This is a genomic window from Carnobacterium sp. FSL E2-0243 (assembly GCF_038003605.1).
GTDB classification, from domain to species: Bacteria; Bacillota; Bacilli; order Lactobacillales; family Carnobacteriaceae; genus Carnobacterium; species Carnobacterium maltaromaticum.
Window position 1 is genome coordinate 702,459 of record NZ_JBBOPM010000001.1, and the last position, 26,337, is coordinate 728,795.

Here is a 26,337-nt window from a genome sequence, read left to right on the forward strand (position 1 = left end):
ATTTAATACAGCAATATCACGCCCACTTGCCACTAGGCTCCGCCGTGGCAGATATTGCTGTAATAAATTAAGTATTGTATTAAAGTTGAGTGGGAATAATAGTTAGGGGTAACGTACACCTAGAACCCTTGATTTAACGGCATTTTGATTCAGTTAGAATTGATTGAAATCAGTTAAAACGACTTGAACTGTCTCCCAGATTGTCTCCAAAAAAATAACTCTGCCAAAATTTTTACTAGGCAGAGTTTTTATATTTCTGAAAGCTTCAGCGTTTGAGTGAAAAGCTCAATATACTGAGCTTTTTTTGGTGATTCTTGAAGCAATAGAAGTACTACTGCTAGGCTCTCAACTACTTGTGAAAATGGCAGGAAAAAATCACTCAGAGAAACTTCAAGAGCAGACAGTAACTTCACTAGTGTCTCCAAAGACACGTTTCGTTTATTATTTTCAATCAAGTTAATAAACGGCAAACTAAGTTCACACTTTTCAGCTAGTTCTTGCTGAGTCATTCTTTTTTCGACTCTTAGCTTCCTAACCTCACTTCCAAGATTACTCAAAATATCTTGCTCCATTACTCCACCCCATTTTAATCTCATATATACAATTGTATATATAATTCATTCTTTTTTTATATAAACAGTTGTGTTCTTATAAGACAGAAAATTTACTAACAGATAACTAAATGTTAAAATAATTGCTGTAAGTATAAGTATAGGAGTAATAAGAAAATGAAGAAAAGAATCGATTACAGAAGAAGTTTAGAAATTAACAAGAAAAGGAAAAGAATGGCTAAGTTAGGCATATTATCAGCATTTGGTATGATTGGTTTGATGAGTGCTACTCCTGCTTTTGCATCTGAATGGTCAGCAAACGCACCAGAAAGTATTTCAATTGAACAAGGAGCTACTTCTCATACAATGAAGCAAGGCGATATACTTTGGGCAATCGTAATGAAAATCAACGTTAATGTTAATACCTTAGCATCAATCAACAACATCAATCTTTCAAACGGTGAGCAATTCACAATGCCAGTAGGAACTGTTATTCATTTCAGCGAATCTGAAATTAAAGCTGTTAACTCAAATGGTCAAGCTATTAATAATGGTGTGAAAGTTAATGATAGCAACAAAATTGTAGCTAACAAGCCAATTGGAACTGATATATCTAAAGATGTCGCAGATGGAAAAGCTTCAAACATTGATATTGTAGGCACTCCAGATAACACTGGTAAATTACCAGCTCCAAATACTGGTGGAAACACAGACCCTAGTAATCCTGTAACTCCAGAAGTCCCAGTTGAACCTGAGATACCTGTTATACCTCCAGTTATTGATCCAGAGAATCCAATAGAACCAGAGAAACCTATAGAGCCATCTACTCCAACTAACAAAGACGTATATGTAACAGTAAACGTTGATGAAAATGGTTCAGTACTTGATTCAACATCCGGTTACGAGTTCGTTTCTGAAGCAACTGATAAAAAAGTTGATACTTTAGAAAATGGAAACACAGTAACTACCTATACAACTACAAAAACTTGGAAAGAGTCTAGCAATCCAACAGACCCAACCAATGAAAACAAATACGTAATTATCAATGTAGATACTAACGGAAATGTTTTAAATAGTGTAGAGGGGTACTCATTCGTTTCTGAAGCAACTCAAAGCGGTGTTGAAACATTACCAAACGGAAACACAGTAACTACCTACACAACTACTAAAACTTGGAAGAAAGATGAAGTAACACCACCAAGTGACTTTTATGTAGGACAAGTGCTATACACTTCTAAAGCATTCGCAACATCAGCAGAAGCTAACACTCACATGTGGGAAATTTCTACTGAATGGTTCGACTTTGGATATGCAAACAACATCGCAGTTAAACCATCAGCATTCGGCGGTGGCGGTAAATACTACGTAACTGTAACAGTAGAATCATTAAACGTGAACTAATCTACCAATAACTAATCAAATAATTAATTGGAACGCTTAAATGGGGTACTCCTGTTTAAGCGTTTTTTAACAAATTAAAAAGTTAGACACAGAATATTAAATGAGGGGGTATTTAAATGAACAAAATTATACAGGGCTTTTTGATAGGGACTTGCCTATTTGGCTTATCAGCTTGCGGAAATGAAATTTCTAAAAATAAACCACCTAAAACTGAATCAACAATAAAAAATAGTACTGAATTGACTGGTGAAAATATAGAATCAAAAGAAACCCCAAAAAATACAAAAGCTAATGATGCGTTATGGAATAAAGAGAAATCATTTGAGCTTAAGACATACATGAATCAGTGGGAGATTGTCATGGGTCAAAAGTGCCAAGAATATGAACAGGGCGAAAATGTTACCTACTACTATATGCAATTACCAAAAGACATTTTTGAAAAGAACCGTTTTGATTTTTTTGAAGTAGATAAAGAAGAAGTTCTTTTGGAGTGGTATACAAGTGGAAAAGAAGCTCAAAACACGTATCAATTATTGACAGTCTATTCAGATGCAGACACGCAATCTGATATGGAAAAACATATTTACTTCTTTACATTATATAATAGTGAGCCTAGAGTGCTTAGTGGTACTCTACTTCAAGGAAACTACGAGGCGCAACCTATTTATTTTAACGAGACTCAAAATGAAGCCTTAAAAACTGGATTTAATGAAATTAGTACCCAAGGAACGGCAAAAAAATTGTGAGCAACAGCTCTGAATCAAACGCCACAATAATTAATTTTAATAATGCGTATAACCATGTTTTAAACAATAAAGTTTATTGGATGTACGCAGAAGTTAATGCTGATACTATTGAGGTCTATAGTGTTAATGAAAATCTTCAAACACTTAGAAATGATGAACTAGGAGATTTCTATGACATCGTTATTAATACTAACGACCATCAAGGAATAGTCATGCAAGGTGGGAAACAATTTAGAGTAAACACTGACGGGTCAATTAAGCAACGATTTTATAGCACTAGTCGTGATGAATGGATTAAGATACTTTAATATTGGAGGAAAAATACAAATGAAACTGAATAATTTTTTTAAAAACTTCTTTATTCTCACAGCAACTATGCTACTGTTGGCTGGCTGTGATGATTCTAGGGATAAAAAAGACATCAATGGTATTTGGGAATGGACTAGAAAAAACAGTGAGGACCAGATAGGTTTTGATGACTATTTATATTTTGAGGATAATTACTTTATAGGTTCCTATGAATCTTTAGATGATATTCAAACATTTAGTGCGTTAGTAAAACTAGCGAAACCTGAAAATAAAGATTTTAAAGCCTAACAGTATCATTCTTTTATTCAACTTTCCGCAAAATTTGGTACTGCTGACTAAACTCGTTGAGCAGTTTGATTTTGAGCTTCAAGACCTGTTAATTTGTCAGAAACCTAAAGTTATCCCCACTTACATCCGTACACGGGGCTATACTACAAAAGGCAGAGAGTACATTTTTTATTTGACCCATAAGGAAAAAAGCCATACTTCAAACTCTCCCCTTTCGAGAAATACCATGATGGGGTTTATAAGTATCCCAGAGTAACCAATAATGAACGTGTCCACGTCTGCCAAAAACCTAAATATTTAATTGAAGACTTGATAAATAGGCATTCCAAACCTCATGATTTAGTCATTGATCTATTCTTAGGAAGTGGCGTTTCTGGCATTGTGGCTTCAAAATTAAGGAGAAACTTCATAGGTTATGAGAAAGACCTAGAGACTTTTAAACAGATTCAAGGGGTAATCTATTAGTCCTTTCGATGATACAAAAGAATCAAATAAGGTTTTACCTATTGAATTTCACATGGTACAATCAGAAAGATAGAATAAATTTTGATTTTATAAAAAACTACTAAGAAATATAGGTGAGCTAACGATGCCGAATGAGAAGACAAGAGTCGACCAATGGGTTAGAGGAGAAATCGAAAACCTTGACATTGATTATACAGAACAGACTTCCAATATTAAAGAAGTAAAAACCGCTTTAAAAAATGCAAGTAAACAAGGGGGAACCGGATCGGGACATCCTGAATTTGTATTTCTTGTTAATGATACCTTGATTGTTGTAGAAGATAAGCCATCCACTTCTGAACTTGAACTGTTGAACGATCTCGGAGATATTGACTTGACTGTTCCAAAAGCAACAGCGAACTATGCTGTTAATGGAGCTGTCCATTATGCAAAACATATCGTCGAGAAAACAACCAATTTTAAAGATGTAATAGCAATTGGTGCCACTGGTTCCAGTGATGCAAGAGGGGTACTAGTTTATCATGTGCAAAATGATAATGAGGAAACTACAATTAATAAAGTGGGCAAGTTAACAGATTGGCAAGTTTTGACTCCTATCAATTTTGATGAATGGTACGGTGTAAATGTCCTAGGTAATCTTTCGAAAGAGCAAAAAGACGAGTTAGAGTTGAAAAAAATTGCTGCTGGACTGCATGAAGACCTTCGTAATTATGCAAGTCTTGAAGGTGAAAATAAAGCCACAGTTATTAGTGCTATTTTGCTTGCTTTAAATGAGCCTTCTTTCAATATAAACAGTCTCACTGGTAGAAAAAAACCCAATGATGGTATGCTCATTTACAGAGCAATCGAAGACTATATGACCAATAATGAGATTTCTCCTGAATTTAAAGTTGAAGTGGTTATGAACAAATTTGCATTCATTAAAACTAGTGTCGCTCTCAATGAGAAACGAAAAGATTTAGGTATGACCCCCATAAGATATTTCGCTTCAATATTGAAAAACAATGTTTTAGAACATTTTAAAAACAACATTGAATACGATATCCTTGGAAACTTTTACGGTGAATTTGTAAAATATGGAGATAGTGATGGAAATGGGCTAGGTATCGTTTTAACTCCAAAACATATTACCAGTTTAATGGCAGAAATGATTCAGATTAAACGGAATGACTACGTGCTAGACCCTACAGCCGGTAGTGGAGCATTTTTAATTAGTGCCATGAACAGGATGATGAAAGATGAGCTTTCAAAAGGTTCAACTTATACTAATTCTCACATCAAACAACACCAATTATTCGGTATTGAAATGCAAGAAAAAATGTATACAGTAGCAACAACCAATATGATTCTAAGAGGTGATGGAAAATCTAATCTTATGTTAGCTAACATGTTTTCTAAAACTGAAGATGATTTCATCAGCGAGAACATCAAAGCGCCTATTACAAAAGTTCTGATGAATCCTCCGTATAGTCAAGGTTCAAAAGGAAACCCTGATTTATATGAAATCAACTTTATTAAACATGCTTTAGACATGACTACTCAAGGCGGAAAACTAGCGGTCATAGTTCCTCAATCAACTATGACTGGTAAAAGTAAAATAGAACGTGAAGCCAAAAAATCTATACTTGAAACTCATACCTTAGAAGCTGTTGTAACGTTGAATACTACTACATTTCATGGTCAAAGGGCTGGTGTACAACCAGTGATTGCAATATTTACTGCTAAACAACCACATCCTAAACCAAAACAAGTGAAATTTATCAATTTTAAAGATGATGGCTGGATGGTACGTAAACATTTAGGATTGGTTGATGACGGTACGGCTGAAATGAAAAGAAAAAATTTAATTGATGTATTACTTCATGATACTGATGCTGAGACAGAATTCATGGTAAAATCATCTATTACTTCCGAAGATGAGTGGCTCCATAGCTATTTCTACTTTAATGATTCTATCCCAACCCCTGAAGCATTTGAAAAAACTGTTCAAGATTATTTAGCTTTTAAATTCGATCAAACTGTTCACGGCAGAAGTTACTTGTTTAGTGAGGATATTGAATCCACAAAAAAATAGAACCCACTCTACAAAAGCTTAGTGAAGTAGAGTGGGAAGAATTTAGGATTAGTGACTTAATGAGTGTTCTTAACGGGGTACGACTCACCTCAGAGGATATGACCTATGGTAATATTCCTTTTATAGGAGCAACAGATAAAAATAATGGAATTACAAACTGGACAAATAACACAAATGCATCCACTGATAAGAACGTACTAGGCATTAACTATAACGGAAGTGTAGGTGAAGTATTTTATCATCCATATACTGCCACATTTTCAGATGACGTCAAACGTTTGAGACTTAAAAGTTCAACTAGCGCTAATAAAGAGATTTATCTATTTATCAAAACTTTGTTATTACAACAAAAAAACAAATATACCTACGGATATAAGTTCAACGGAACACGAATGAAAGCACAAAAAATTATGCTTCCTGTAATGACTCAAGGTTCTCCTAACTGGGATTATATGGAGCAATACATCGTGAATTTAATGAAAAACGTTAATCTACCTACAGTAGAGCCTATTAAAGCAAGTACTGTAGATTTAAATTCTGTAAAATGGAAAGAATTTGAAATCGAACATTTATTTGATAGAATTAGTTCTGTAAAGGGCAAAACAATTGATAGTTATCAAAGTGGAACAATGCCATACATTACAACATCAGCATCAAATAACGGCTTAACTGGCTATGTTTCTGCTGACAAAAATGTGACTACGCCCAGGAATGTAATCACAATTGACCCGATAAAAGGGAAAACCTTTTATCACGTTTATGAATTTGTAGGTCGTGGCGGTGCTGGTTCCGCAATTAATGTACTAGAGAGCAAATACCTTAATAAAAAAATTGGCCTTTTTATCATGACTATGATCGAGTCAAATTCTTTCTTAAAAGCATCCTACGGAACACAATTGAATGGGAAACGATTAAGAAGGCAGAAAATAATGTTGCCAGTAACTACTGATAACTCTCCTAATTGGCAATTCATGGAAGAATATATTAAATCAATATCAAATTCGAGGTTGATATAATGAATATTGATATAAAAAAACATACAGTTGAAAACTTATTTGGACGTAATGCTAATAATTCATTACTAGGAAAGAAAAAAATTTTATCAATCCCCCGTTTTCAAAGGATATACAGTTGGCAAGACGAACATTGGGGCATCTTTTTAGAAGATATATTACGCTCTTGGAAAAAGAAAGATTTAGATATTGATTTTTGGGGTTCCATACTATTATGCAAAAAAGAAAATATCTATGAAATAGTGGATGGTCAACAACGAATAATAACACTACTACTTCTTCAACTTTCTCTTGGAGCTGAAATTGAAGTAGATGGCAAATTACCTTTGTCACTTTCTGATAAAGAGCAAAATGAACTATTTATGAAGTTAGTATCAAAAGAAAAACTGAATCCTACTCAAAAACGAAATAATATGTTTAGAGCTAAAAATTATTTTGATACAAAAATTAAAAATAAAGACAAGAAAAGTATACTAAATTTTTTATATGAAACGATTATTTCTGTTATTATTGTAGACGATGAGGTGGAAAGCAACTTATTATTTAGCCGATTAAATACCCGGGGGCTTGAGTTAACTCAAGTCGATCTAATTAAGTACTGGATTTTTTCACAAGTTGAAAAAGATGCAGGAAAGCAAAACGATGATATTGCATTACAAAAATGGCATGATATCCAAGAAGCTTCTTCCTTAATTAACTTTACTATAGACCGTTTTATTCCTATATGGTGGAAAAGTCATTATACATTTTCCAGTAGCGATTCACTTTTTGAATGCTTCAAAAACACAGTATCCAACGATTACATTAAATTTCTTGATAACGTACTCGCTACTTTGAATAGATTGAATGAATTGAGAAATAATAATGACGGAAATGACAATGGTATGGGAAGAAATTTAAAATGGCTTTTAAGACTAGCTGACGAACATGCTTTAATCGCTCTAATAAGCATCGTGGACACAACATTCTCTAAAAAGTCTAAAAAAAGCTTAATTGAAGTTTTAACGGTCTATGAATTTGTTAGAGCTTTAATCACTTATAATAAAGATAATGGAATGAATCTTTTAAAAATAGATTTTGATTTTGAGATAATAAATATATCATTTATAAGTTTTTCAAACTCACTAATCAATTCATCAAATGAAATGACTATTACTCAGGCAATTGATGTTTTGAAACAAACCATGTTTGATACTCTACCGAGTTCTGATGACTTCCAGATACTATTTACAAATTTGAGACATTGTGATAAATCAGATTCTTTGCTCAATCAGGAAAAAATGTTAAGCACCTATGCAATCTATACGTTAGCTAATTGGTTAGATGACTTAACAAGAGGCACAGGTACAGTCGTAGAACGAACATCTGAGGATGATGAATATAGTATAGAACATATCGTCCCAAAGTCTGGGGCACTTGAGCAAACAGATAACCAATACAAAATAGGGAATTTAATGGTATGGGAGAAGACTCTAAATAACTTATATGGAGATAAACCTATAGATGATAAAATAATTGGTTATAAAAAATCCGTATATCCACAAGTGAGACAATTTCTATACAAAACACTTAGACGAGCTTCAAAATGGGGAGGAGTAAACTCATGGAAAGCTTCTGAATTTGATATACAGAGTATTGACTTACGGGGAGAAGCTCTTGCACAAGAATTCTTTGAGCACATGATTAAACTTTTAAAATACTAATTGATAACCGTTCTTGATACAGTCAAGGGCGGTTTTTTGTATTCTATTATTATACAATTTGCTACTCTTTAAACTTTTCAAGGATAAAAATTATCAAGATAAAACCTTTATTTATTTACTCAATTCTTCAATTCTTAGCTAAATATCCATATCAATCTCCTCTCAAAATTTCAAATTATTGCTACTAATAAAAAAAGAAATACTCAAACACTGCACTTAAAAAAAAGTGAACTTTTCCTTTGTTTTTAATATTGTACAATCATAATCTAAATCTTCAAAAACACGCAAAACTACACGATATTTTCTCTGAACTCATTTCATCCAACTATTTCTTTCACTCGTTAAAAATTGAATAACCACCCCATGAATCCTCAAAATGAAAATATTTCATCTGATAACTACAACAAATCAGCTTTAACTGGAAGTGGTTTATATGCTCTTGTATTGGTATTTTTCATGTCAATTTCAAAAATTAAAAGAACAGAATTATACTTCTAGCTTCACTTGAAAAGCTTTCTCTAATAAGCTTATTTTGATGAAAACATCTAAACACTCATACTTTTCAATTTAATAGAAATTACGAAGGAGTACCTTTTGAAATTATCAAAGGGTACTCTTTTTTGTTTAGTTTAAATTGAGGTACTTTTATTTTTCAGTAAAACACCTTTAAATTCCCGATTAGAACGAAAGAAAAACGCTTCTAACTTCTATCCATCCTATAGTATTTATCATTCCTAATTAGTACATATCAAAAAAATATCGTAACTCTAATTACATGTACATTATCCAAATGGATTTTGATTGTAGATAACCCCCTTAACTTGTAAGAAAACCATAAATAACTGTAATTCTTGATTCATCATTTTATATAAGATATCAGCCACGAATTAATAATAATTCTGTGTACAAGAAAGAGACGTAGAAGAACTATTTATCTTATTTAAATACTCAATAATTCCAGTGAGGTGGGGCATATAAACTAAATCGTCTTCTCTGCAACAAAAACGAAGTTATTTACCTAATGGGTTTTTATATGAATTGCAGGGAATCCGTTGTTTTTTCATTATTATAGCAATAGAACGTGATTTCTCCTTTCAAATAACCTTAATGGGGGAACAAAGACATGAAAAAAAAACTAATTAAAAGAGGAGACTTACAAAAGCTTGGGTTTCCAGAATATACAGCTTCTGGAGTTATAAAAACTGCAAAGCTAAGACTGGTAGAGGATGGATATACAATTTACGACAATAAAAAACAGATAGGGGTCCCCTATAAATCTGTTGAAAAAATTCTAGGCACTGAATTGATTCCAGAAAACTTTATTACAGCACAAGATTTACAAGAGTTGGATTACAGTAAATCTAGTAGTCAACGAATTATTAGAATCGCCAAACTGCGTCTTGTTCAGGAAGGCTTTGAATTGTATTCAAACAGACGCTTAGGGTGTGTTCCTAAGGAAATGGTAGAAAGACTGACTGGTATTTCCTATGAAAAGGAGGGTACCTCCCATGCGTAGTTATAAAACAAAATTCCAAGGTGTATCCTTTCATTGCGACAATAAACATCAAAAAAAGTATACTATTATGAGGTTAGCTTAGGAACTGACCGCGTAACAGGGAGACGAATAAAAGCAAAATGATGCAGGGACTTAAATGGTAATAAATTTATTTCTGCTAAAGCTGCCTATGAAGAAGCAATTAGAAGTAGAAATGGATATCATCAAAATGATTATCAAGCTGAATCTACGATGCCTTTCAACCAATATCTAGAGCAAGAATTTATACCAGATTACAAATTGAATGTAAGAGTTAGTACTTTTAACACTAAACAGCATCTGCTTAAGATTTTAATAGCAAGATTTAGAAATACTCCCTTAAATAAAGTTACTAAGCGTGATGTGAAAAACTTCAAACATTTTCTCCTTGAAAATTCAGATTACGGAACAAATTACGCTGCAACTATACTCTCAACTCTCTGACAAGTACTAGAGTTTGCTGTGAGTAATGATGACTTATATAAGAATGTAGCTCTTAACTTTTCTATTCCTAAAACGAAGCCTACCTATGTTCACTGGACCCAAGATGAAGTAAAACGTGTCCTTCTACAGATAAACAAAGAGGACTACTTTAACCATCTCGTATATACTATGATTCATTTTTATTTTTATACAGGACTTATAGTTAATGAAGCAACTGCCACTTGTTGGACAGACATTGATTTTGATAAAAAAAAACTTCATGTAAATCATATGTTAATCAAAGAAAAAGGAAAAAAAACATACAGACAGAATTACACAAAGACTGATGCTGGAAATAGAATAATTCCATTAAATTCTTTCACAATTGAACTTCTAAAAGAATGGAAAGAACGACAAAAAAATCATGGAATTAACTCTGATTTTGTATTTAGTGATACAGGGAAACCTTTGTATTCTCAAAGAATTGCTAAAAAAATGAACGTATTTGCTGAAAATGCAGGTGTTAAGAAAATCCCATTACAAAGACTTCGTCATTCTAATGCTACGTACTTGTACCGTGACCTTAAAATAGACCTAGAAGATATTAAACAGCGATTTGGGCATAAAGATATAACCACTTTACTCAGGTACTATATAGAAAATCGTAATGATCCAAATATTGAAGTTGCACAAAAGATTGATGACTCTATCAATTCCTCTCTTACTTCAAATAAAAAAATAATCTAAAACAGTAAAAAAGAAATATGGTTACTTGTAACAGGTTCACATGATCAAGTTTTCAGAAATACTTAAGTAGTTCTTTTTGATTTTTCAAGGGGTACTCTTTTTAGCTATCATAACAAAGAAGAAACCAGCTATAGTAACTTTCTGGATTCCATTATATAATAGTATAGACTAGGCTATATTTAGTCAGTTGTTAAAATCAATTCTAGGTGTAACGTTATCTAAATCGGAGGGTGATTTAGATATGGCAAAAACAAATTTTAAAGGTGTATACGTAAATATCCATGGACTATTTTATTATAAGGTTAGTTTGGGAATTGATAGAATTACTGGTAAACGAGTAAAGGCAAAGTCTCAAAACTTTGAAAACGGAAGAAAGTTTGAAACTGCAAAAGAAGCATATTCTGAGGCAACTAGGATTATGAACCTTTACTTGCAAAATAATGGATTTTCAAACTACAATATAACTTATGGTCAATTCATGGAACAAGATTATATTCCATTTTATGAGTCTGACGTTCAAGAGAGTACCTTTGAATCTAGAAAATCTATGTTAGATGTACTTGTAAGACGTTTTGGAAAGAAGACACTTCGGGACTTAACCGTTCAAGATGCTTAAAACTATAGAACATGGCTTCTTTCTAAAAAAGGTGCTAATTACTCACAAGCCTATGCAAGCTTATCTTACGGAACATTCAAGAAAACATTAGAATTTGCTGTAAATCTGCATTACTTGACTGTAAACGTTGCAAGTAAAGTGAAAGCTATCCCAAAAAGTAGAGCTCATGTAGAATATTGGATAAAGGACGACTTTGAAAAAGTCATTACTACTATTTATATAGAGGATTTCTACGACCATCTTATCTTTGTGATGTTATGGGTTTACTTTAATACTGGTGTTCGAGTAAATGAAGGCTGTGATTTGTGGTGGAAAGATGTTAACTTTTAAAAAAAGGAACTGCGAGTTAGTCATATGTTAAAGCTTAAATCGAAAACGAATTGGCATCGTCAAAACTACACAAAAACAGAAGCTGGAAGTCGTATTATTACGTTAGATGATGATACAATTGAAATCTTAAAAATCTGGAAAAAACGACAGCTTGAGATGGGGATTACAAAAGATTTCATTTTCAGCTACGATGGCTCTCCTATGATGAAATCAACGATTTCAAGAAACATTAAGAAATATGCTAAAGAATCTGGTGTTCCATAGATTCAAGCTAAAGGGCTACGACATTCACATGCAAGTTACCTTATTAATGAGTTGAATGCCAATGTATTAGTGATTTCAAAACGTTTAGGACACTCTTCACCTGATATTACCTTAAAACACTACGCCCATATGTGGGCAGGTGCTGACAGGGAGCTAGCACTTGATATGACAGGAAAAATTGCAATAAAGACAGCTCAGCAGAAATTTTTCTATTTCAATGGTAATCAAGCAATAAAGGGCACTGTCTCCAAAAGTGTCTCCAAAAATAAAAGAAAACTCTAGAAATGCTGTTATACCAAGGGTTTTAAATGTATTGTGACAGCATTGAGTGGGAATAACCAAAAATCATAAGGTTCAATAGAATCAAAGGTTTTTAAGGCGTTTGTAGAGGTATAAAACAACTTAAAAAGTAGGTTAGTTTGAATTAACTGTCCCCAAAAAAATAGTGCTACCCCAATTTCGGATGAGCACTATTTTTTGACTCTATAAACCTTTCTTCTTGAGTTAAATTACCTAATGGAATGGAAGTGGAAAAAATCATCTTTTTCACTAAGTTCAAAATCATCCTTCAATAGAATCTAAGTCTTCACCATTACTCTCAATCACCTTTTTGTACCAATAAAATGATTTTTTCGGGTAACGTTTGAGGGAGCCGTTTCCTTCATCATCACGATCTACGTAAATAAATCCGTAGCGTTTACTCATTTCCCCAGTTCCTGCACTGATTAAATCAATACAGCCCCAAGGTGTATATCCAATTAAATCCACACCGTCATCGATTGCTTTCCCCATCTCAATAATATGTTGCTTGAAGTAATCGATTCGGTAATCGTCTTCAATGGTTCCTTCAGCTGTGAGTTCATCGAAGGCACCTAATCCATTTTCCACAACCATTAGTGGTAATTCATAACGAGAATAGATTTGATTTAATGTGAAACGTAATCCGACGGGATCAATTTGCCAACCCCAGTCACTTGTTTCTAAATATTCATTGGATACACCACCAAATAGATTACCACCTGATTTATCATCACGCTTATCTAAGTCATCTGCAATACAAGTCGTCATGTAATAACTAAATGTATAGTAATCTACCGTACCTTTTTGCAATAGTTTTTCATCTTCTGGTGTGATATCCACCTGAATATTATTTTGTTCAAAATAACGTTTCATGTAGTAAGGATACTTACCCTTTGCTTGAACATCCCCACAGAAAAAGTTGAGTTTGTCATTCATTTGCTGTGTTTTTAGCACGTCCTCAGGTTTACATGTTTTTGGATACATTGTAATGTAGGCTAACATACAGCCAATTTTAAATTCTGGATTGATGTTGTGCCCAGCAACAACGGCACGAGCAGATGCTAAAAAGACATTGTGCAATGCTTGATATTGCTCTGACTCAGTGTATTTGCGGTTAAATAAGCCATTAATACGTAAACCATGGGGCAGTGTTCCAAAGTTAATTTCGTTAAAGGTCAACCAATATTTTACTTTATCTTTGTATCGTTGGAATAACGTCACGGCATAATTTTCATAGAAATCGATTACTCTTTTATTTAAGAAACCGTCATATTCTTTTCCTAAATGAAAAGGCAACTCAAAATGAGAAATAGTTACTAGCGGTTCGATACCATATTTGGCACATTCATCAAACACCTTATCATAAAATGTTAAGCCAGCTTCGTTAGGTGTCGTTTCGTCACCTTTTGGAAAAATTCTGGTCCAGTTAATCGACAGACGATAGGTTTTATAACCCATCTCAGCAAACATGGCAATATCTTCTTTATAATGATGATAAAAGTCAATGGCCGTGTGACTTGGGTAATAATAGTTATCAGAAATTTCTAAATCAAATGTGCGATGAGTGCTTGATGTACGGCTACCAGCACGATTGTGGTCGCTGATAGAATCGCCTTTGCCATCCACATTCCAGGCACCTTCACACTGGTTAGCCGCTGTTGCGCCGCCCCATAAAAAATCTTTTGGAAAACTCATACGTATCTACTCCTTTTCTTATACTTGTTCAATCTGAAATGACGGTGGTAATTAATAAATCATTAGCTTTAATAGTGGGTTCAGAAGTTGAAATAACATCTACAAAGTCCGGAGTGTTGGTAATAATAATTGGAACTTGTGTACTGTAGCCTTCACTTGTGATTCTATCAATATCAAATTGAACTAACTTTTGTCCTTTTTTCACTGTGTCGCCTTGTTTAATGAAAGCTTCAAAGCCTTTTCCATTAAGTTGAACAGTATCAATCCCAATATGAATTAAGACTTCTGTGCCATTTTCTGAAATTAAGCCAATTGCATGGTAAGTTGGAAAGAGCGTCATCACTGTTCCGTCAAAGGGAGCAACAACTTCACCATTATCAGGTTCAATTACAACACCTTTACCTAAAATTCCGTCAGAAAATGCACCATCTTTAGCGTCACTTAATGGCAATACTTTACCTGCGATTGGCGAAAAAATGTCTTCTTTTGATAATTTTTTACTTTGACCAGTGGTAGCTAATTTAGCTTCTTCTTTAGAGATTGCAATCGTTGGCTCATCGTCTTTAAATCCAAGAGCGTAAGCAACTATAAAACCAGCAATTAAGGCACAGACATCTAAGATCATGGCGTAAATCGCAAATTTAACATCACCATCTGGCGAGATTGAGCTAGGGTAACGGAATATGCCTAAACCACCCATTTGATAACTTTGCATACCTAATCCCATTGCGATTGCACCAGTCACACCACCAACAATACAAGATGCCCAAAAAGGTTTTTTTCTAGGTAACGTAATACCGTAGATAGCTGGTTCAGTGACACCGAAGATACCTGAAATAAAAGCAGGAATTGATAATTCTTTTAATTTAGCATTTTTAGTTTTCAACATGACAGCTAATACCGCACCAGTTTGCGCAAAACCAACACTACCCGATGGTGTTAATAATGAGGTTGGATCGCCTTGAGATAAGGCGATAATTGCGAATGGAATAAGCGCCCAATGTAGACCGAACATAACAAGGATTTGCCAAGCGAAACCAAGGATAGCACCAAATAAAATTGGGCTGAAACTTTGAAGAGAAAGCAAGCCATTACCTAAAGCATCAGAAACAATATTCATGATAGGTCCAATAACTAAGAAGGTTAGAGGAATCGTTACAAGTGCTGTTAAAAATGGCACAATGAATAATTTAATCACGTCAGGAATCACTTTGCGTAATTGTTTTTCTAAAAAGGCAGCAAAGGCAGCAGCTGCAATAATCGGCATGACAGTTGAACCGTAACCTGCTGGCGGAATAGAGAATGGAATACCAAAGAAGTTAAGACCTCCGGCTTCAGCAAACTGAGCAGTCGCAGCCCCTTCTAAAAATCCCGGATAGACTAAACTTGATGCGATTAACATGCCAAGGAATGGAGAACCACCAAATTTTTTCATGGCTGTGTACCCGATGAAAATCGGTAAGAATTTGAATAACCCGTCACCCATTGCATTAAAAACTGCTGAGGTTGGTGAATCTGCAAATCCAGCACCTAGTGCGAATATTAAAATCGCATTAACGCCTTTTAACATACCAGCGGCAGATAGGGGAGCTAAAATCGGTTGGAAAATAGCTGAAATCATATCAACAAATTGATCGAATAAATTGCCTTTTGGTCCAGACGTAGTAGGAGCTTCTAACACACCTAAAACAGCATCCACGTCTTTTTTTACGTCAGGAACGTGATTCCCAATTACGACTTGGTATTGACCGCCAGCTTGCATGACCGTTACCACACCATCCATATTTTTTAGAACATCCGTATTTGCTTTGCTTTCGTCTTTCAATTTGAAGCGAAGGCGAGTGATACAGTTAGTCAATGAATTGACGTTTTCTTTTCCACCGACCTCTTTGACAATATTTTTTGCTAGTTCTTCGTATTTACCCATGTTAATACCTCCAAATAGTTTTTTTATTTAAAGGTTTCGCCAACTTAATGTCACGATCCAGTCCTTTCCACAGGCAGGTTTACTTACTCCTTTCTACTAAAGTTATATTTTAAGAGAAATCTCTTAATTCCTTGTTTTATCAATAATCCTTGCCAGATGAATCGTAATATATACTTGTTCATCTTTTGAAATAATATAGTTTCTTCTAGTTTTTAAAAATTCAGATACTTTTTTAGTCACTTCAAAGGCTTCAGGATATTGTTTTGTCACAAGTTTAAATAATTCATTTTCAACTTGATTCTCTCCATCTGGATAAGTTTGATTGGTTAATACTCGTTGAGAGAAAAATTTTAAATGTGTAATAAATCGTTGGAAATAAATGTCATTTTCTGAAAAAGTAAGTTGTAATGTATATTTAATCACAGTTAGAATTTCTTCAATTAACTGAGTCAAACTAACCGCGTCATCAGATTGACTGTCTAGGCTAGCATTGGTAATATGTAAAGCAATAAAACCAGCTTCATCTTCTGGTAACGTAGTATTGAATTTTTCATTCACAATATCAATTGCTTTTTGTCCAATCATCAGTTCCACAGGAAAAAAACGCTTAATGTCCCACAATAAAAAATTTTTGACATGGAGAGCTTTTTTGTCACGCTGGATAGCGGAATGTAGATGATCAGCTATAGCAATAAAAGCAGAGTCTGTTAAATCTTTATTCAGCTTTTTTGTAGCATAGCTAATAATTTCATAAGAAATACGAATAATATCTTCTGGTATTTCTGTAAATAATTTTTCGATTTGTTTGCGTTCAACGTTGTTTTTTAAATTGAATATTTTTTCAATTTTTTCAGTACGAATGGGGGAGTCATTTTTCATTTGAAAGCCTAAACCATTACCCATTAAGATAACCTCTTCATCTTCTTGATTGAGAGCAATAATCACGTTGTTATTTAGTACTTTGATAATTTTCAAAACACTTCCCCCTTTTTTATTAGACAAAAATAGACCTAAAAAAACCCCTTGAAGAGTTTGTTTAGGTCTAGCTTAACTGAATAATAACCATCCTTCTAACATGGTTATGATATCCTAAATAGAATTAATTGTCAACGCTTTCTTTGTTCTGGTATCAATAAAACTATCTCGTTTTTTTGTCGAATTTAACTAATCACTCCTGCTAAATTCTAGTAATCCCTAGGTACCTAACAACCATGCTCTCCGCTAATAATGTTATTTTGAATAGTGGCTAACCATGAAGTCAGTCAGAAATAGATTCCTGTTCTATATTGCCTCTATTTTTATAAATCATACATCTACAAATTATATATATCACTAATGTGGTATGGTAATTATAATAAAATAGCTGAGTATATAGTACAGTTAAACTTACGATTATACAATAAATTAAAGGAATAATCATCTAACTGAAAATATAGAAGACACAATTATGGCACTTTATCATTGGCTTAATTGTTTAACCGAGAATAAATTAGGCACAGAGTATAAGCTAAAATAAAAAGCATAAAGACTGGTCATTTTGACTGTCTTTACGCTTTTTTGCGTAGTAAAATTTGCACTATAGTAAGAAAATCTTCCCATCACAGGCTTCAATTGTTTCATCATCCCACAAGGAAACTTGAACCTCACCAATATGTGCTTTGCCTAGTAAAAGCATGCACATCCGACTTTGGCCAATCCCGCCACCAATAGTTAAAGGCAACTCGTTGTTTGCTACTTGTTTATGAAAATCAAAAGCTAGTCTATCTGTTGCATTGGCTTTTTCAAGCTGTTCCAAAAGCGACTTGTCATCAACCCGAATTCCCATACTAGAAAGCTCCATCGCACATTTTAAAGGTTCATGCCAAAATAATAAATCGCCATTAAGTGACCAATCGTCATAATCAGGTGCTCGATGATCATGAGATTCACCATCGTTTAACGCCGCCCCAATTTGCATAATAAAGGTTGTTGGATGCTCTTTTACATAAGCATGTTCTCGGTCTTTTGAGCTGAGTCCCGGATACAGGTCTGCTAATTCCTGACTTGTAATAAATGAAACCTCTGTTTGAATCGGGATGTTCACACTAGGGTATTTAGTATGCAAGCGGCTTGCTGTTTCAGCCATCGCATTAACTAGCCCTTGGACAACCTCTTTTAAGTAATCAATTGTGCGTTGCTCTTTTGAAATCACTCGTTCCCAATCCCATTGATCCACGTAGATTGAGTGCAGATTGTCTAAGACTTCATCGCGACGAATCGCATTCATATCGGCATACAATCCGTTTCCAGCGTGAAAATCATATTGTTTTAGTGCCACGCGCTTCCATTTAGCAAGGGAATGTACAACTTCACCATTATTTTTTAAGGAAGGCACATCAAATTGAACAGGGCGTTCAACGCCGCTTAGATTATCATTTAAGCCAGATTGTTGATGAACAAAAAGTGGAGCTGAAACTCGTTTTAGTTTTAAGCTACCTGTTAAAGCTTCTTCAAAGCAACGTTTGATAAAACCAATTGCAGTTTGTGTGTCATACACATTTAAGACAGATTCATAGTTTGTTGGAATAATTGTTTTTTTGATAAGACATGCACCTCTTTTTTTAATTGTATTCTCATTATTCTACCATAAAAAAGATTAGAGGAGGAGGATATTTTTTAGATGGGGTTAAAATAACTATATCTTGCTGTACCAGTCAATGGTTTAACTTTATCTATAAAAAGATAGGCATACATAAATTATAGAACATAAGTTGGTACTCTAATTTGGACATTAAATCAATTCCTAAATTCTGTTATTGTTAGAATTAAATAACTGATATCAATATTTGTATCATGTGCATATTATAGTTAGGAAGAGTATACTAAATTTGTAAGAATAAAAAAATTCGAGATGGAGGTTATAAAATGTGTACAGCAGTTACCTATGTAACAAATGATCATTATTTTGGCCGGAATTTAGATTTAGATTTTTCTTATAACGAAACGGTGACAATTACCCCAAGAAACTTCGTGTTTCCTTACCGCCATGTATCTGATATATCCCAGCACTATGCCATAATTGGGATGGCAACGGTAGTGAATAACTATCCTTTATATTATGATGCAACCAATGAAAAAGGGTTGAGTATGGCTGGTTTGAATTTTCCTGAAAATGCTGTCTATTTCCCAGAAGCTACAGGAAAAGATAACATTGCTCCGTTTGAATTTATTCCTTGGTTGTTAGGACAATGTGGGACTATAAAAGAAGTTAGAGAACTTTTAGAAAAAATAAACTTAGTCAATACTAATTTTAGTGAAGAACTTCCATTATCGCCGCTTCACTGGATGATTACAGATCAGCAGGAGTCAATTGTAGTGGAACAAACAAAAAATGGCTTAGCGATTTATGAAAATCCTGTTGGAGTTATGACAAACAATCCAACGTTTGATTATCAACTTTTCAACTTAAATAATTATCGTCATGTATCACCAATCACACCAAATAATTTGTTTTCCAAGGAAATTGATTTAGATATTTACAGTCGAGGGATGGGTGGAATTGGTTTACCTGGAGATCTTTCATCTGCCTCACGTTTTGTTAAAGTTGCTTTTACAAAATTAAATTCAGTTTCAGGGACATCAGAATCAGAAAGTATTAGCCAGTTTTTCCAAATATTAGGTTCAGTTACTCAACAAAGAGGCTTATGCGATGTTGGAGATGGCAAGTATGAATATACGATTTATTCATCTTGTTGCAATATGGATAAAGGAATTTACTATTATACAACTTATGAAAACAGTCAAATTACTGGGGTTGATATGCACAAAGAGAATTTAGATGGTACTAAACTCGTCAACTATCCATTAGTTTCTGGTCAGCAAATTAATTTTGTGAATTAGCTCAACTAGGTGAATGGAGAAAAATAAAATGGATATATCGGAACAATTAGCAGAAGTTGTTAAAGTATCAAATGGTTTTAAACCTATGAAGGAATTAGCTGACCGTTTAGCAAATCAACATACAGATAAAGAGCTTGCAGTGTTGGCTCATAAGTTGTTTGAATCAACAGACTATCAAATCAGAATGGTGGCAGTCTTTTTATTTGGGAAGCTGGCAGCAAAAGATGCGGATAGTTTAAACTTTTTGCAAGAGATAGTTGCCAAAGATGAAAATTGGCGAGTTCAGGAAATACTTGCGATGGCATTTGACAATTTTTGTAAAGATACTGGGTATGAAGAATCTTTAGCCACGATTAAAAGTTGGCTCACAGCTGAAGATTTGCACACACGTAGGGCGGCATCTGAGGGACTAAGAATTTGGACAAGTCGACCGTATTTTAAAGAAAATCCAGAGGTGGCTATTCACTTGCTAGCTTTATTGAAAAATGATGAAAGTGAATATGTCAGAAAATCTTGTGGCAATGCCTTAAGAGATATTAGTAAAAAATTCCCAGAAAAGGTTCTTCATGAAATCTCGAAATGGGGAACTAGTAAGAACGAATCACAGGTGAAAAAGCTTATTTTAAAAAATAAAAAACTACTAATTTTGGATTAGGTTTTATATTCATGGCAAGCAGGTTAGACTGTTTTTCAATCGGAAGGTCACTTCCATTCTATAGTAAGGTTTACTAAAAATGAAACATATAAGTTTCTCCCTTTTGAGTAAGTTGATTTGACTGACTTCAATTTGGAAAGCTTATATGTTTCTTTTTTTGTTTGCAATATTCTTAAAATGAACGGAAAAGGCTACATAAAAGCAATTAGATTCGAAATGTTACAATCATTTGCGCAATTGATAATTACATTTGATAGAATAGAAGGAGGTTTTCGTATATCTTTAAATGAATAGGAGGAATCAAAATGACAAAATTTAATGAAAGAATTTATGCGCTGAGAAAAGCGAATAACTTTACGCAAGAAGAAATTGCATAAGAATTAAAAGTATCTAGGCAAACAATTTCTAATTGGGAAACAGGTACAGCCCAACCAACAATTGATAAGGTTATTGAGTTGGCGAATGTATTTGATGTATCCATGGATGAACTAATTGGACGTTCTAAAAATAAGACTAAAAAAGCAAGCGGAATTTTACTTAGTTTATTAAACCAAGTCGTCACATTATATTTAACGCCAGTTACGGATGTCCTCTTGTCTATTGGAAGAACAGAAATCAAAAACTGCAAAATTATTGAAGTCAATCCAACTAGTATTCGAATTAGGATGGAAGATAAAAATCAACAAGTCGAAAATTTGATTTTTATTAAGGATATTTTAGGTTTCGAAAAGGAGGCCGATTAGGATGTGGTGGATTGTTTTACTAATTATTGCCTATATGCTTTTCTCTAGATTAGATGACATAATTGAACTTTCTAAAAGCAAAAGTCCAGATTATCAAAAAGAAGTGGAACAACGACAATACGAGCATCAGCAGGAGCGAAAAGAAATTACGCAACAATTAAGAGCACTGATTGGATCAGAATGTCGAATAAAAAGTTCTGATTTGATTTATATGTCAAATGGGTCTAGTGAAATAAAAGCAAAAATTAGTCAGGTTGATGATGATTGGGTTGAAGTTTTAACGCTAAGGAAAAAAAAGCACCTAAAAGTATATATTAAGATTGAAAGTATTAATAGCCTGTCGAAGATAGTTGCAGAAGAATAATTTTTATTAAAAATCAGTAATTGATGATGAGTGGGATACTTATTAGATGATAGTTTTAGATTGACTAGTCTACCAATTTTCAAGAACTTGAAATAAAATAAAAAGGAAAGCAAGTCGTATGGTAAATCATACGACTTGTTTTCCTCTTTTTGTCTGAATTACTTTTAGTAATAAAGCAGTCAATAAAATGATTGGTAAAATTTGAACTGGGAAAAATAATGCTATAAAAATGGCTAGGGCAAGTGGAGATTGTAAAATTGAAATAGTCATAGCAGTAGCGACTGTTGCCACAATAAAAACTGTATCAAAGTTAGGAAGTAGTTGTGATAGACCAAAACCAAGTAGAATCGCTGAAAAGACAATTGGAAAAATATCGCCACCAATCCAACCAGTGTTTAGACAAACTTGTAAAAAAACAAGCTTGATAATAACAACACATACTAACAGTAAGGTGGAAAAATGCAGATATTCTTTAGGAACAGCTCCAAGAGTTACTTGACCTGAAAAAAGTAAGTTTGGTGTAAACATTCCAACGATGAAGATTGCAAAAGATCCAATTAGTGCTTTTTTTATAGGTTGGTCAGACCAAAAATTCATCCAATCTGCCATTTTTCTTTTGAACAAATTATATAATTTGCCAGCTAGCACTCCAAAAACAACTAGGGGAACAAATAACCAGAAATCTTTTAACTCCCAATAGGTCATCCCCATTTTACTGATAAAAGAGGGTTGATTCGTGTACTTCATCAATACGATAAAAGCAAATAGGCCATTCAGAATATAGAAAATAATGACATATTTTTTAGTTGCAGCTAATTTTTCATTGGTATTTTTAGGGTTATAAGTTAATAAATAGCGTGTCGGATGGAACATATGGCCTAATCGTTCCAGTGGCTTTAGCGCCGCAAAACTTTCTCGGTTGAAAAAAAGATACCTAATTTTGTCTGCTTGCCAAACGGATAACATAACGATAGCACCTAGCAAGGCCGCCTCAGGTCCAACACCCGCACCGAAAATTAAGATCAGCAAGGCAGTCAGTAAGCTTTTAAAGACTGGTCGATAATTCACCGTTTTATGCTCTTTTAATTGTTGGATTGTATGATGAGCTGTTTGTGGATAGTCTCCCCATTTTCCACGTAAACTCCCCACAATTAAACCACCCAGTAAGCAAAATAATAAGATGGTCAGCGTTTTAAAGGTATTATTAGTTAATAGAATGTGCCATAAATAATGTGAAATGTTACTTTCTAAATAGATAAAAGCAAATGAAATGGCCCCAATAAATGTACTTAATAACGCTCCATAAAGAATAATCCGAATGCTTAAAGCTAATTTGTTCATGTGCTGTATCTCCTCTGTATCTGTTCTAAATAATTTCTAAAGTAACTCTTGATAATAAATAAGCCTCTTTTTTTATTACACTTCTATTAGTTTACCATAAAAAAATAAGAATGCATTTTTTATCTAATGTAAATCTGCTAGGCTGTTCATCCAAGCACTCTTAAGTTGTAACTGCTTTTTTTTGATGAAGATATACTCTGGTTTCACAATTAATATACGACACTTCTGTAACTGGATTGTTAATATTTTGTATCTTATCCATTATTTCAATTATATTTGTCATTCCAAAAGAAAGGAAAGACTAATTTTAAAACCAAAAGAAGCAAGTAACGAGACGACATTGTTACTTGCTTCTTTTGGTTTTGATGATTAGGTTCTATTAAAAAGATAGGGTGCTCAATCCCAGAATTAAAAAGCGGACAATCTTCTTGATTGTATTTCTTATATAAATGGCTACAAGCTGTTTAATTAATAATATCGAGCCGTTTAGTTATGGCGCCGTCTAATAAATCTTTATACTCTTTTTGATGCTCTGTTAGGTAATCTTCAAGAGATTTTTGGTTTTCAGCAGACCATTTTGGGTCAATTTTGACTAAATTTACCTGCGCATCAACTTCCACAGTCGCATCATACGTTACCTTTGGATCATTGGCTTTTGAAATGACGATATAGAGTTTATTTCCTTGTTTAACTTTAACCACAAGTGGGTCTTTTCTAGCAATAACCCAAGGGCTATTTTCTTTTAAGGGAATCGGATTAAAGCCATTTTCCATAATGTAAGTCGAATAGGTAATATCTTTTTCTTTGAGAACATATCCTCCTAAATAGCGAATGTCATCATTTTTCCAAGAATGAGCCGATATATTTGTTAAATATCGTTTTTCATCCAGTCTTAATTTAAGGTTAAAGCCAGCATAAATCAAGAAAAGTATGCCTATCACTAAAAGAATTTTTTTATAACGTCCATTCCATCTTAGTTTGTTTGATAAATTTTTTGTCATTGTTGTGTCCTCCCGCAATAAGTTATCGAGAGAGATACCAAATAAATCACTAATCGCTACAATCGTTTCCAAATCAGGATAATTTCTGCCAACTTCCCAACTAGAAACAGTTGAACGAGAGACATTTAATAAGGCACTTAATTGTTCTTGTGTAAGCTCCTTTCTTAATCGTTGCTCTTTAATTTTATCTCCAATGTTCATGAGTATCATCTCCTTCCTTTTCATTATCTCGATAAGCGGTTCTTAAGGGTAGCCATTATTCGTATCACTATTGATTTTTCTAGTGATACAATCTGTATCATCTTGATTTATCAGTGTTTCTAGACTATAAAACTAAAAAATAAGTACTTTAAAATTTATTTGAAGGTAGTGCATATAGTTAACAAAATTAAATTTAATAAAGCTAAGGGAGGTAAAAATATGAAGCGACATACCACGAATTATAGTAACACATTTATTGCAGTTGCAGAAGATTACACGAAAAGCTATTGCTGGGGAGTCCACAGTGATCAAGATGAAGAAAGCCTGCAACAAATTAAAGCAAGGCATTAAAAAAAGAAATAAATAGAAAACACAAATAACCTACAAGAGAGGACTTGTAAGTTGTTTGCGTTTTTTGTAGAAGGTTACTTTCTTATTTTGAAGGTTTTTCTAATTTTTTTTGTAATTGTTTATCATAATTTCTCGCTACCGGAATCATGAAATTAATGATTCCACAAATGATCGTACCGATTCCTGCAAAGAGAAATATTTTTTCGACACCAAACTTATCCGCTAAAGGACCTGCAAAGATTAAACCAACAGGACCAGTAATACTCATTAGGGAATTTAATACTCCTAGTACTCGTCCTAGAACGTTAGGCTCGTAGCTTTGTTGAATCATTGCCATCAGAAGAGTATTGAAGTAGGGTGTAGCAAATCCAGCAAATGAGTTTAGAATAATAAAGTAGAAAAATCCTGTTCTTGTTGGGGGTAATATACCACTCAATCCGATAGTGATTCCGATGACGAAATAGGCCATAAAGACTAGTTTCATCCGATCTTTCCATTTGCCAAAAATCCCGATAACAGCTCCACCCAGTAACATACCAATCGAGTATACGACTTCAATAAGTCCGGCTTCTCCGACAGTTCCATTAAAATAGCCAATCGTCATTAAAGGGTAAAGACTAGCTGCAGGCATAAAAATTAACGTGAAAATGGCTCCTACAATTGTAATGTACCAAAGACCTTTATTTTCAGTTAATTTTTTTAAACCGAATTTACTGTCAGCTAATAAATGGATTGTTTCTCCCTCTGAAAGAATCCGAGGAATTGTCACAAATAGTAATAAGCCCACTCCAAAAAGGGCTCCTAAGACATCTAGTAAAATTAAATGATTCATTGGAACAATGGAGAAAAGTAAGGCTCCTAATGCAGGAGCAATAATAAAATTAGCGGATTGGACCATGCCTAACTGTCCGTTTACCTTAGTTAGCTCTTCTTCTGGAACCATCGTTGGCAAAATTGATTGAATAGTGGGCATTTGAAAAGTTTGGGCAACTGAACGGATAAATAAGGAGACGAAAACGAGCCACAATGGGAAATCTGAGGCAATTGTACCTGTAATCGCTAAAATTAGGGCAAAAATTGCCACAATGATATCAGTCACAATTAACAATGTTTTTTTGTTCCATTTATCAACAAATGAACCGACAAATGGGCTTAAAATAACCATTGGAAGCATGCCAAGTATGGTTGCGAAACTTAATACGGTTGCTGAACCAGTTGTTTTAGTTAAATACCAAATAATTGAATATTGGACAACCATACTCGTAATACCAGATAAAAATTGGCCAGAAAGAAAGAGGTAAAAATTTTTTCGCCAATGAGTCAGATCAAATGAATTTTCAGTTTTAGACATAATCAGCACTCCTAATAGTTAGTGGTGGGTTAGCTGTTATAAGATTATTAGATAAGTTGATTTTA

22 protein-coding genes and 3 pseudogenes are annotated in these 26,337 nt (G+C 33.8%); 17 read left to right on the top strand and 8 right to left on the bottom strand.

The genetic code is table 11. The features are described 5' to 3' along the window. Positions 1-248: 248 nt before the first annotated feature. Positions 249-572, bottom strand: coding sequence for a helix-turn-helix domain-containing protein (locus tag MHI00_RS03190; RefSeq protein ID WP_341111034.1), 324 nt, complete (start codon positions 570-572; stop codon positions 249-251). Between the two features lie 156 nt (positions 573-728). Between MHI00_RS03190 and MHI00_RS03195 the strand changes: the two genes are divergently transcribed. From MHI00_RS03195 to MHI00_RS03240, 12 genes and pseudogenes are all read left to right on the top strand, one after another. Then, positions 729-1,952 (top strand): LysM peptidoglycan-binding domain-containing protein, encoded by a 1,224-nt coding sequence (locus MHI00_RS03195; RefSeq protein ID WP_341111036.1) that lies wholly within the window; start codon positions 729-731, stop codon positions 1,950-1,952. A gap of 116 nt (positions 1,953-2,068) precedes the next feature. Further along, a complete protein-coding gene (locus MHI00_RS03200; RefSeq protein ID WP_341111038.1) occupies positions 2,069-2,698 on the top strand; it encodes a DUF4767 domain-containing protein in 630 nt (209 codons plus the stop codon). After that, positions 2,695-3,006: a hypothetical protein gene (locus MHI00_RS03205; RefSeq protein WP_341111040.1), complete on the top strand. Its 312-nt coding sequence runs from the start codon at positions 2,695-2,697 to the stop codon at positions 3,004-3,006. Before MHI00_RS03200 ends, MHI00_RS03205 begins: the two co-directional genes overlap by 4 nt. 19 nt (positions 3,007-3,025) lie before the next feature. Further along, positions 3,026-3,295 (top strand): hypothetical protein, encoded by a 270-nt coding sequence (locus MHI00_RS03210; protein WP_341111042.1) that lies wholly within the window; start codon positions 3,026-3,028, stop codon positions 3,293-3,295. A 237-nt stretch (positions 3,296-3,532) separates the two neighbouring features. Next, a pseudogene (locus MHI00_RS17700) lies at positions 3,533-3,760 on the top strand (DNA methyltransferase); the annotation flags it as partial. A gap of 124 nt (positions 3,761-3,884) precedes the next feature. Then, entirely contained in the window at positions 3,885-5,834 is a 1,950-nt protein-coding gene (locus tag MHI00_RS03215; protein WP_341111044.1) for an HsdM family class I SAM-dependent methyltransferase, read from the top strand. 59 nt (positions 5,835-5,893) lie between these two features. Continuing rightward, positions 5,894-6,850: a restriction endonuclease subunit S gene (locus tag MHI00_RS03220; protein WP_445662549.1), complete on the top strand. Its 957-nt coding sequence runs from the start codon at positions 5,894-5,896 to the stop codon at positions 6,848-6,850. Then, positions 6,850-8,550 carry a DUF262 domain-containing protein gene (locus MHI00_RS03225; RefSeq protein WP_341111046.1) on the top strand — a complete coding sequence of 567 codons (1,701 nt, stop codon included), beginning with the start codon at positions 6,850-6,852 and terminating at the stop codon, positions 8,548-8,550. Before MHI00_RS03220 ends, MHI00_RS03225 begins: the two co-directional genes overlap by 1 nt. A gap of 1,123 nt (positions 8,551-9,673) precedes the next feature. Continuing rightward, positions 9,674-10,066 carry a DUF3173 family protein gene (locus MHI00_RS03230; protein WP_341111048.1) on the top strand — a complete coding sequence of 131 codons (393 nt, stop codon included), beginning with the start codon at positions 9,674-9,676 and terminating at the stop codon, positions 10,064-10,066. A 231-nt stretch (positions 10,067-10,297) separates the two neighbouring features. Next, positions 10,298-10,528, top strand: coding sequence for a hypothetical protein (locus tag MHI00_RS17705; protein ID WP_445662550.1), 231 nt, complete (start codon positions 10,298-10,300; stop codon positions 10,526-10,528). A gap of 18 nt (positions 10,529-10,546) precedes the next feature. After that, positions 10,547-11,254, top strand: coding sequence for a tyrosine-type recombinase/integrase (locus MHI00_RS03235; protein WP_341111050.1), 708 nt, complete (start codon positions 10,547-10,549; stop codon positions 11,252-11,254). A gap of 241 nt (positions 11,255-11,495) precedes the next feature. After that, positions 11,496-12,783, top strand: a pseudogene (locus tag MHI00_RS03240) (tyrosine-type recombinase/integrase). A gap of 242 nt (positions 12,784-13,025) precedes the next feature. Here the strand turns inward: MHI00_RS03240 and MHI00_RS03245 are convergent. The 4 genes from MHI00_RS03245 to asnA all read right to left on the bottom strand — a co-directional run bounded on the left by MHI00_RS03245 (position 13,026) and on the right by asnA (position 18,967). Next, entirely contained in the window at positions 13,026-14,459 is a 1,434-nt protein-coding gene (locus MHI00_RS03245; RefSeq protein WP_341111052.1) for a glycoside hydrolase family 1 protein, read from the bottom strand. 28 nt (positions 14,460-14,487) lie between these two features. Next, entirely contained in the window at positions 14,488-16,386 is a 1,899-nt protein-coding gene (locus tag MHI00_RS03250; protein WP_010051306.1) for a beta-glucoside-specific PTS transporter subunit IIABC, read from the bottom strand. Between the two features lie 123 nt (positions 16,387-16,509). Next, positions 16,510-17,361 (bottom strand): BglG family transcription antiterminator LicT, encoded by an 852-nt coding sequence (gene licT, locus MHI00_RS03255; protein WP_010051309.1) that lies wholly within the window; start codon positions 17,359-17,361, stop codon positions 16,510-16,512. 601 nt (positions 17,362-17,962) lie between these two features. Beyond that, positions 17,963-18,967, bottom strand: coding sequence for an aspartate--ammonia ligase (gene asnA / locus MHI00_RS03260; protein ID WP_087115381.1), 1,005 nt, complete (start codon positions 18,965-18,967; stop codon positions 17,963-17,965). A gap of 323 nt (positions 18,968-19,290) precedes the next feature. Here asnA and bsh point away from each other — a divergent pair, with 323 nt between their 5' ends. From bsh to MHI00_RS03280, 4 genes and pseudogenes are all read left to right on the top strand, one after another. Continuing rightward, positions 19,291-20,265 carry a choloylglycine hydrolase gene (bsh, locus tag MHI00_RS03265; RefSeq protein ID WP_087115382.1) on the top strand — a complete coding sequence of 325 codons (975 nt, stop codon included), beginning with the start codon at positions 19,291-19,293 and terminating at the stop codon, positions 20,263-20,265. A gap of 28 nt (positions 20,266-20,293) precedes the next feature. Further along, positions 20,294-20,920 (top strand): DNA alkylation repair protein, encoded by a 627-nt coding sequence (locus MHI00_RS03270; protein WP_341111057.1) that lies wholly within the window; start codon positions 20,294-20,296, stop codon positions 20,918-20,920. Between the two features lie 392 nt (positions 20,921-21,312). After that, positions 21,313-21,663, top strand: a pseudogene (locus MHI00_RS03275) (helix-turn-helix domain-containing protein); the annotation flags it as partial. 1 nt (position 21,664) lies between these two features. Then, a complete protein-coding gene (locus tag MHI00_RS03280; protein ID WP_010051317.1) occupies positions 21,665-22,027 on the top strand; it encodes a hypothetical protein in 363 nt (120 codons plus the stop codon). A 126-nt stretch (positions 22,028-22,153) separates the two neighbouring features. On the opposite strand, the gene MHI00_RS03285 is transcribed toward MHI00_RS03280, so the two are convergent. Both MHI00_RS03285 and MHI00_RS03290 read right to left on the bottom strand, forming a co-directional pair. Next, on the bottom strand, positions 22,154-23,368 hold the full coding sequence (locus MHI00_RS03285) for a chloride channel protein (RefSeq protein ID WP_341111060.1): 1,215 nt from the start codon (positions 23,366-23,368) through the stop codon (positions 22,154-22,156). A gap of 464 nt (positions 23,369-23,832) precedes the next feature. After that, positions 23,833-24,570: a helix-turn-helix domain-containing protein gene (locus MHI00_RS03290; protein ID WP_010051320.1), complete on the bottom strand. Its 738-nt coding sequence runs from the start codon at positions 24,568-24,570 to the stop codon at positions 23,833-23,835. Positions 24,571-24,789: 219 nt separating this feature from the next. Between MHI00_RS03290 and MHI00_RS03295 the strand changes: the two genes are divergently transcribed. Continuing rightward, entirely contained in the window at positions 24,790-24,921 is a 132-nt protein-coding gene (locus MHI00_RS03295; RefSeq protein WP_015077345.1) for a hypothetical protein, read from the top strand. An 82-nt stretch (positions 24,922-25,003) separates the two neighbouring features. Here the strand turns inward: MHI00_RS03295 and MHI00_RS03300 are convergent, their stop codons facing one another. Next, on the bottom strand, positions 25,004-26,272 hold the full coding sequence (locus tag MHI00_RS03300) for an MFS transporter (RefSeq protein ID WP_341111065.1): 1,269 nt from the start codon (positions 26,270-26,272) through the stop codon (positions 25,004-25,006). Positions 26,273-26,337 lie beyond the last annotated feature (65 nt).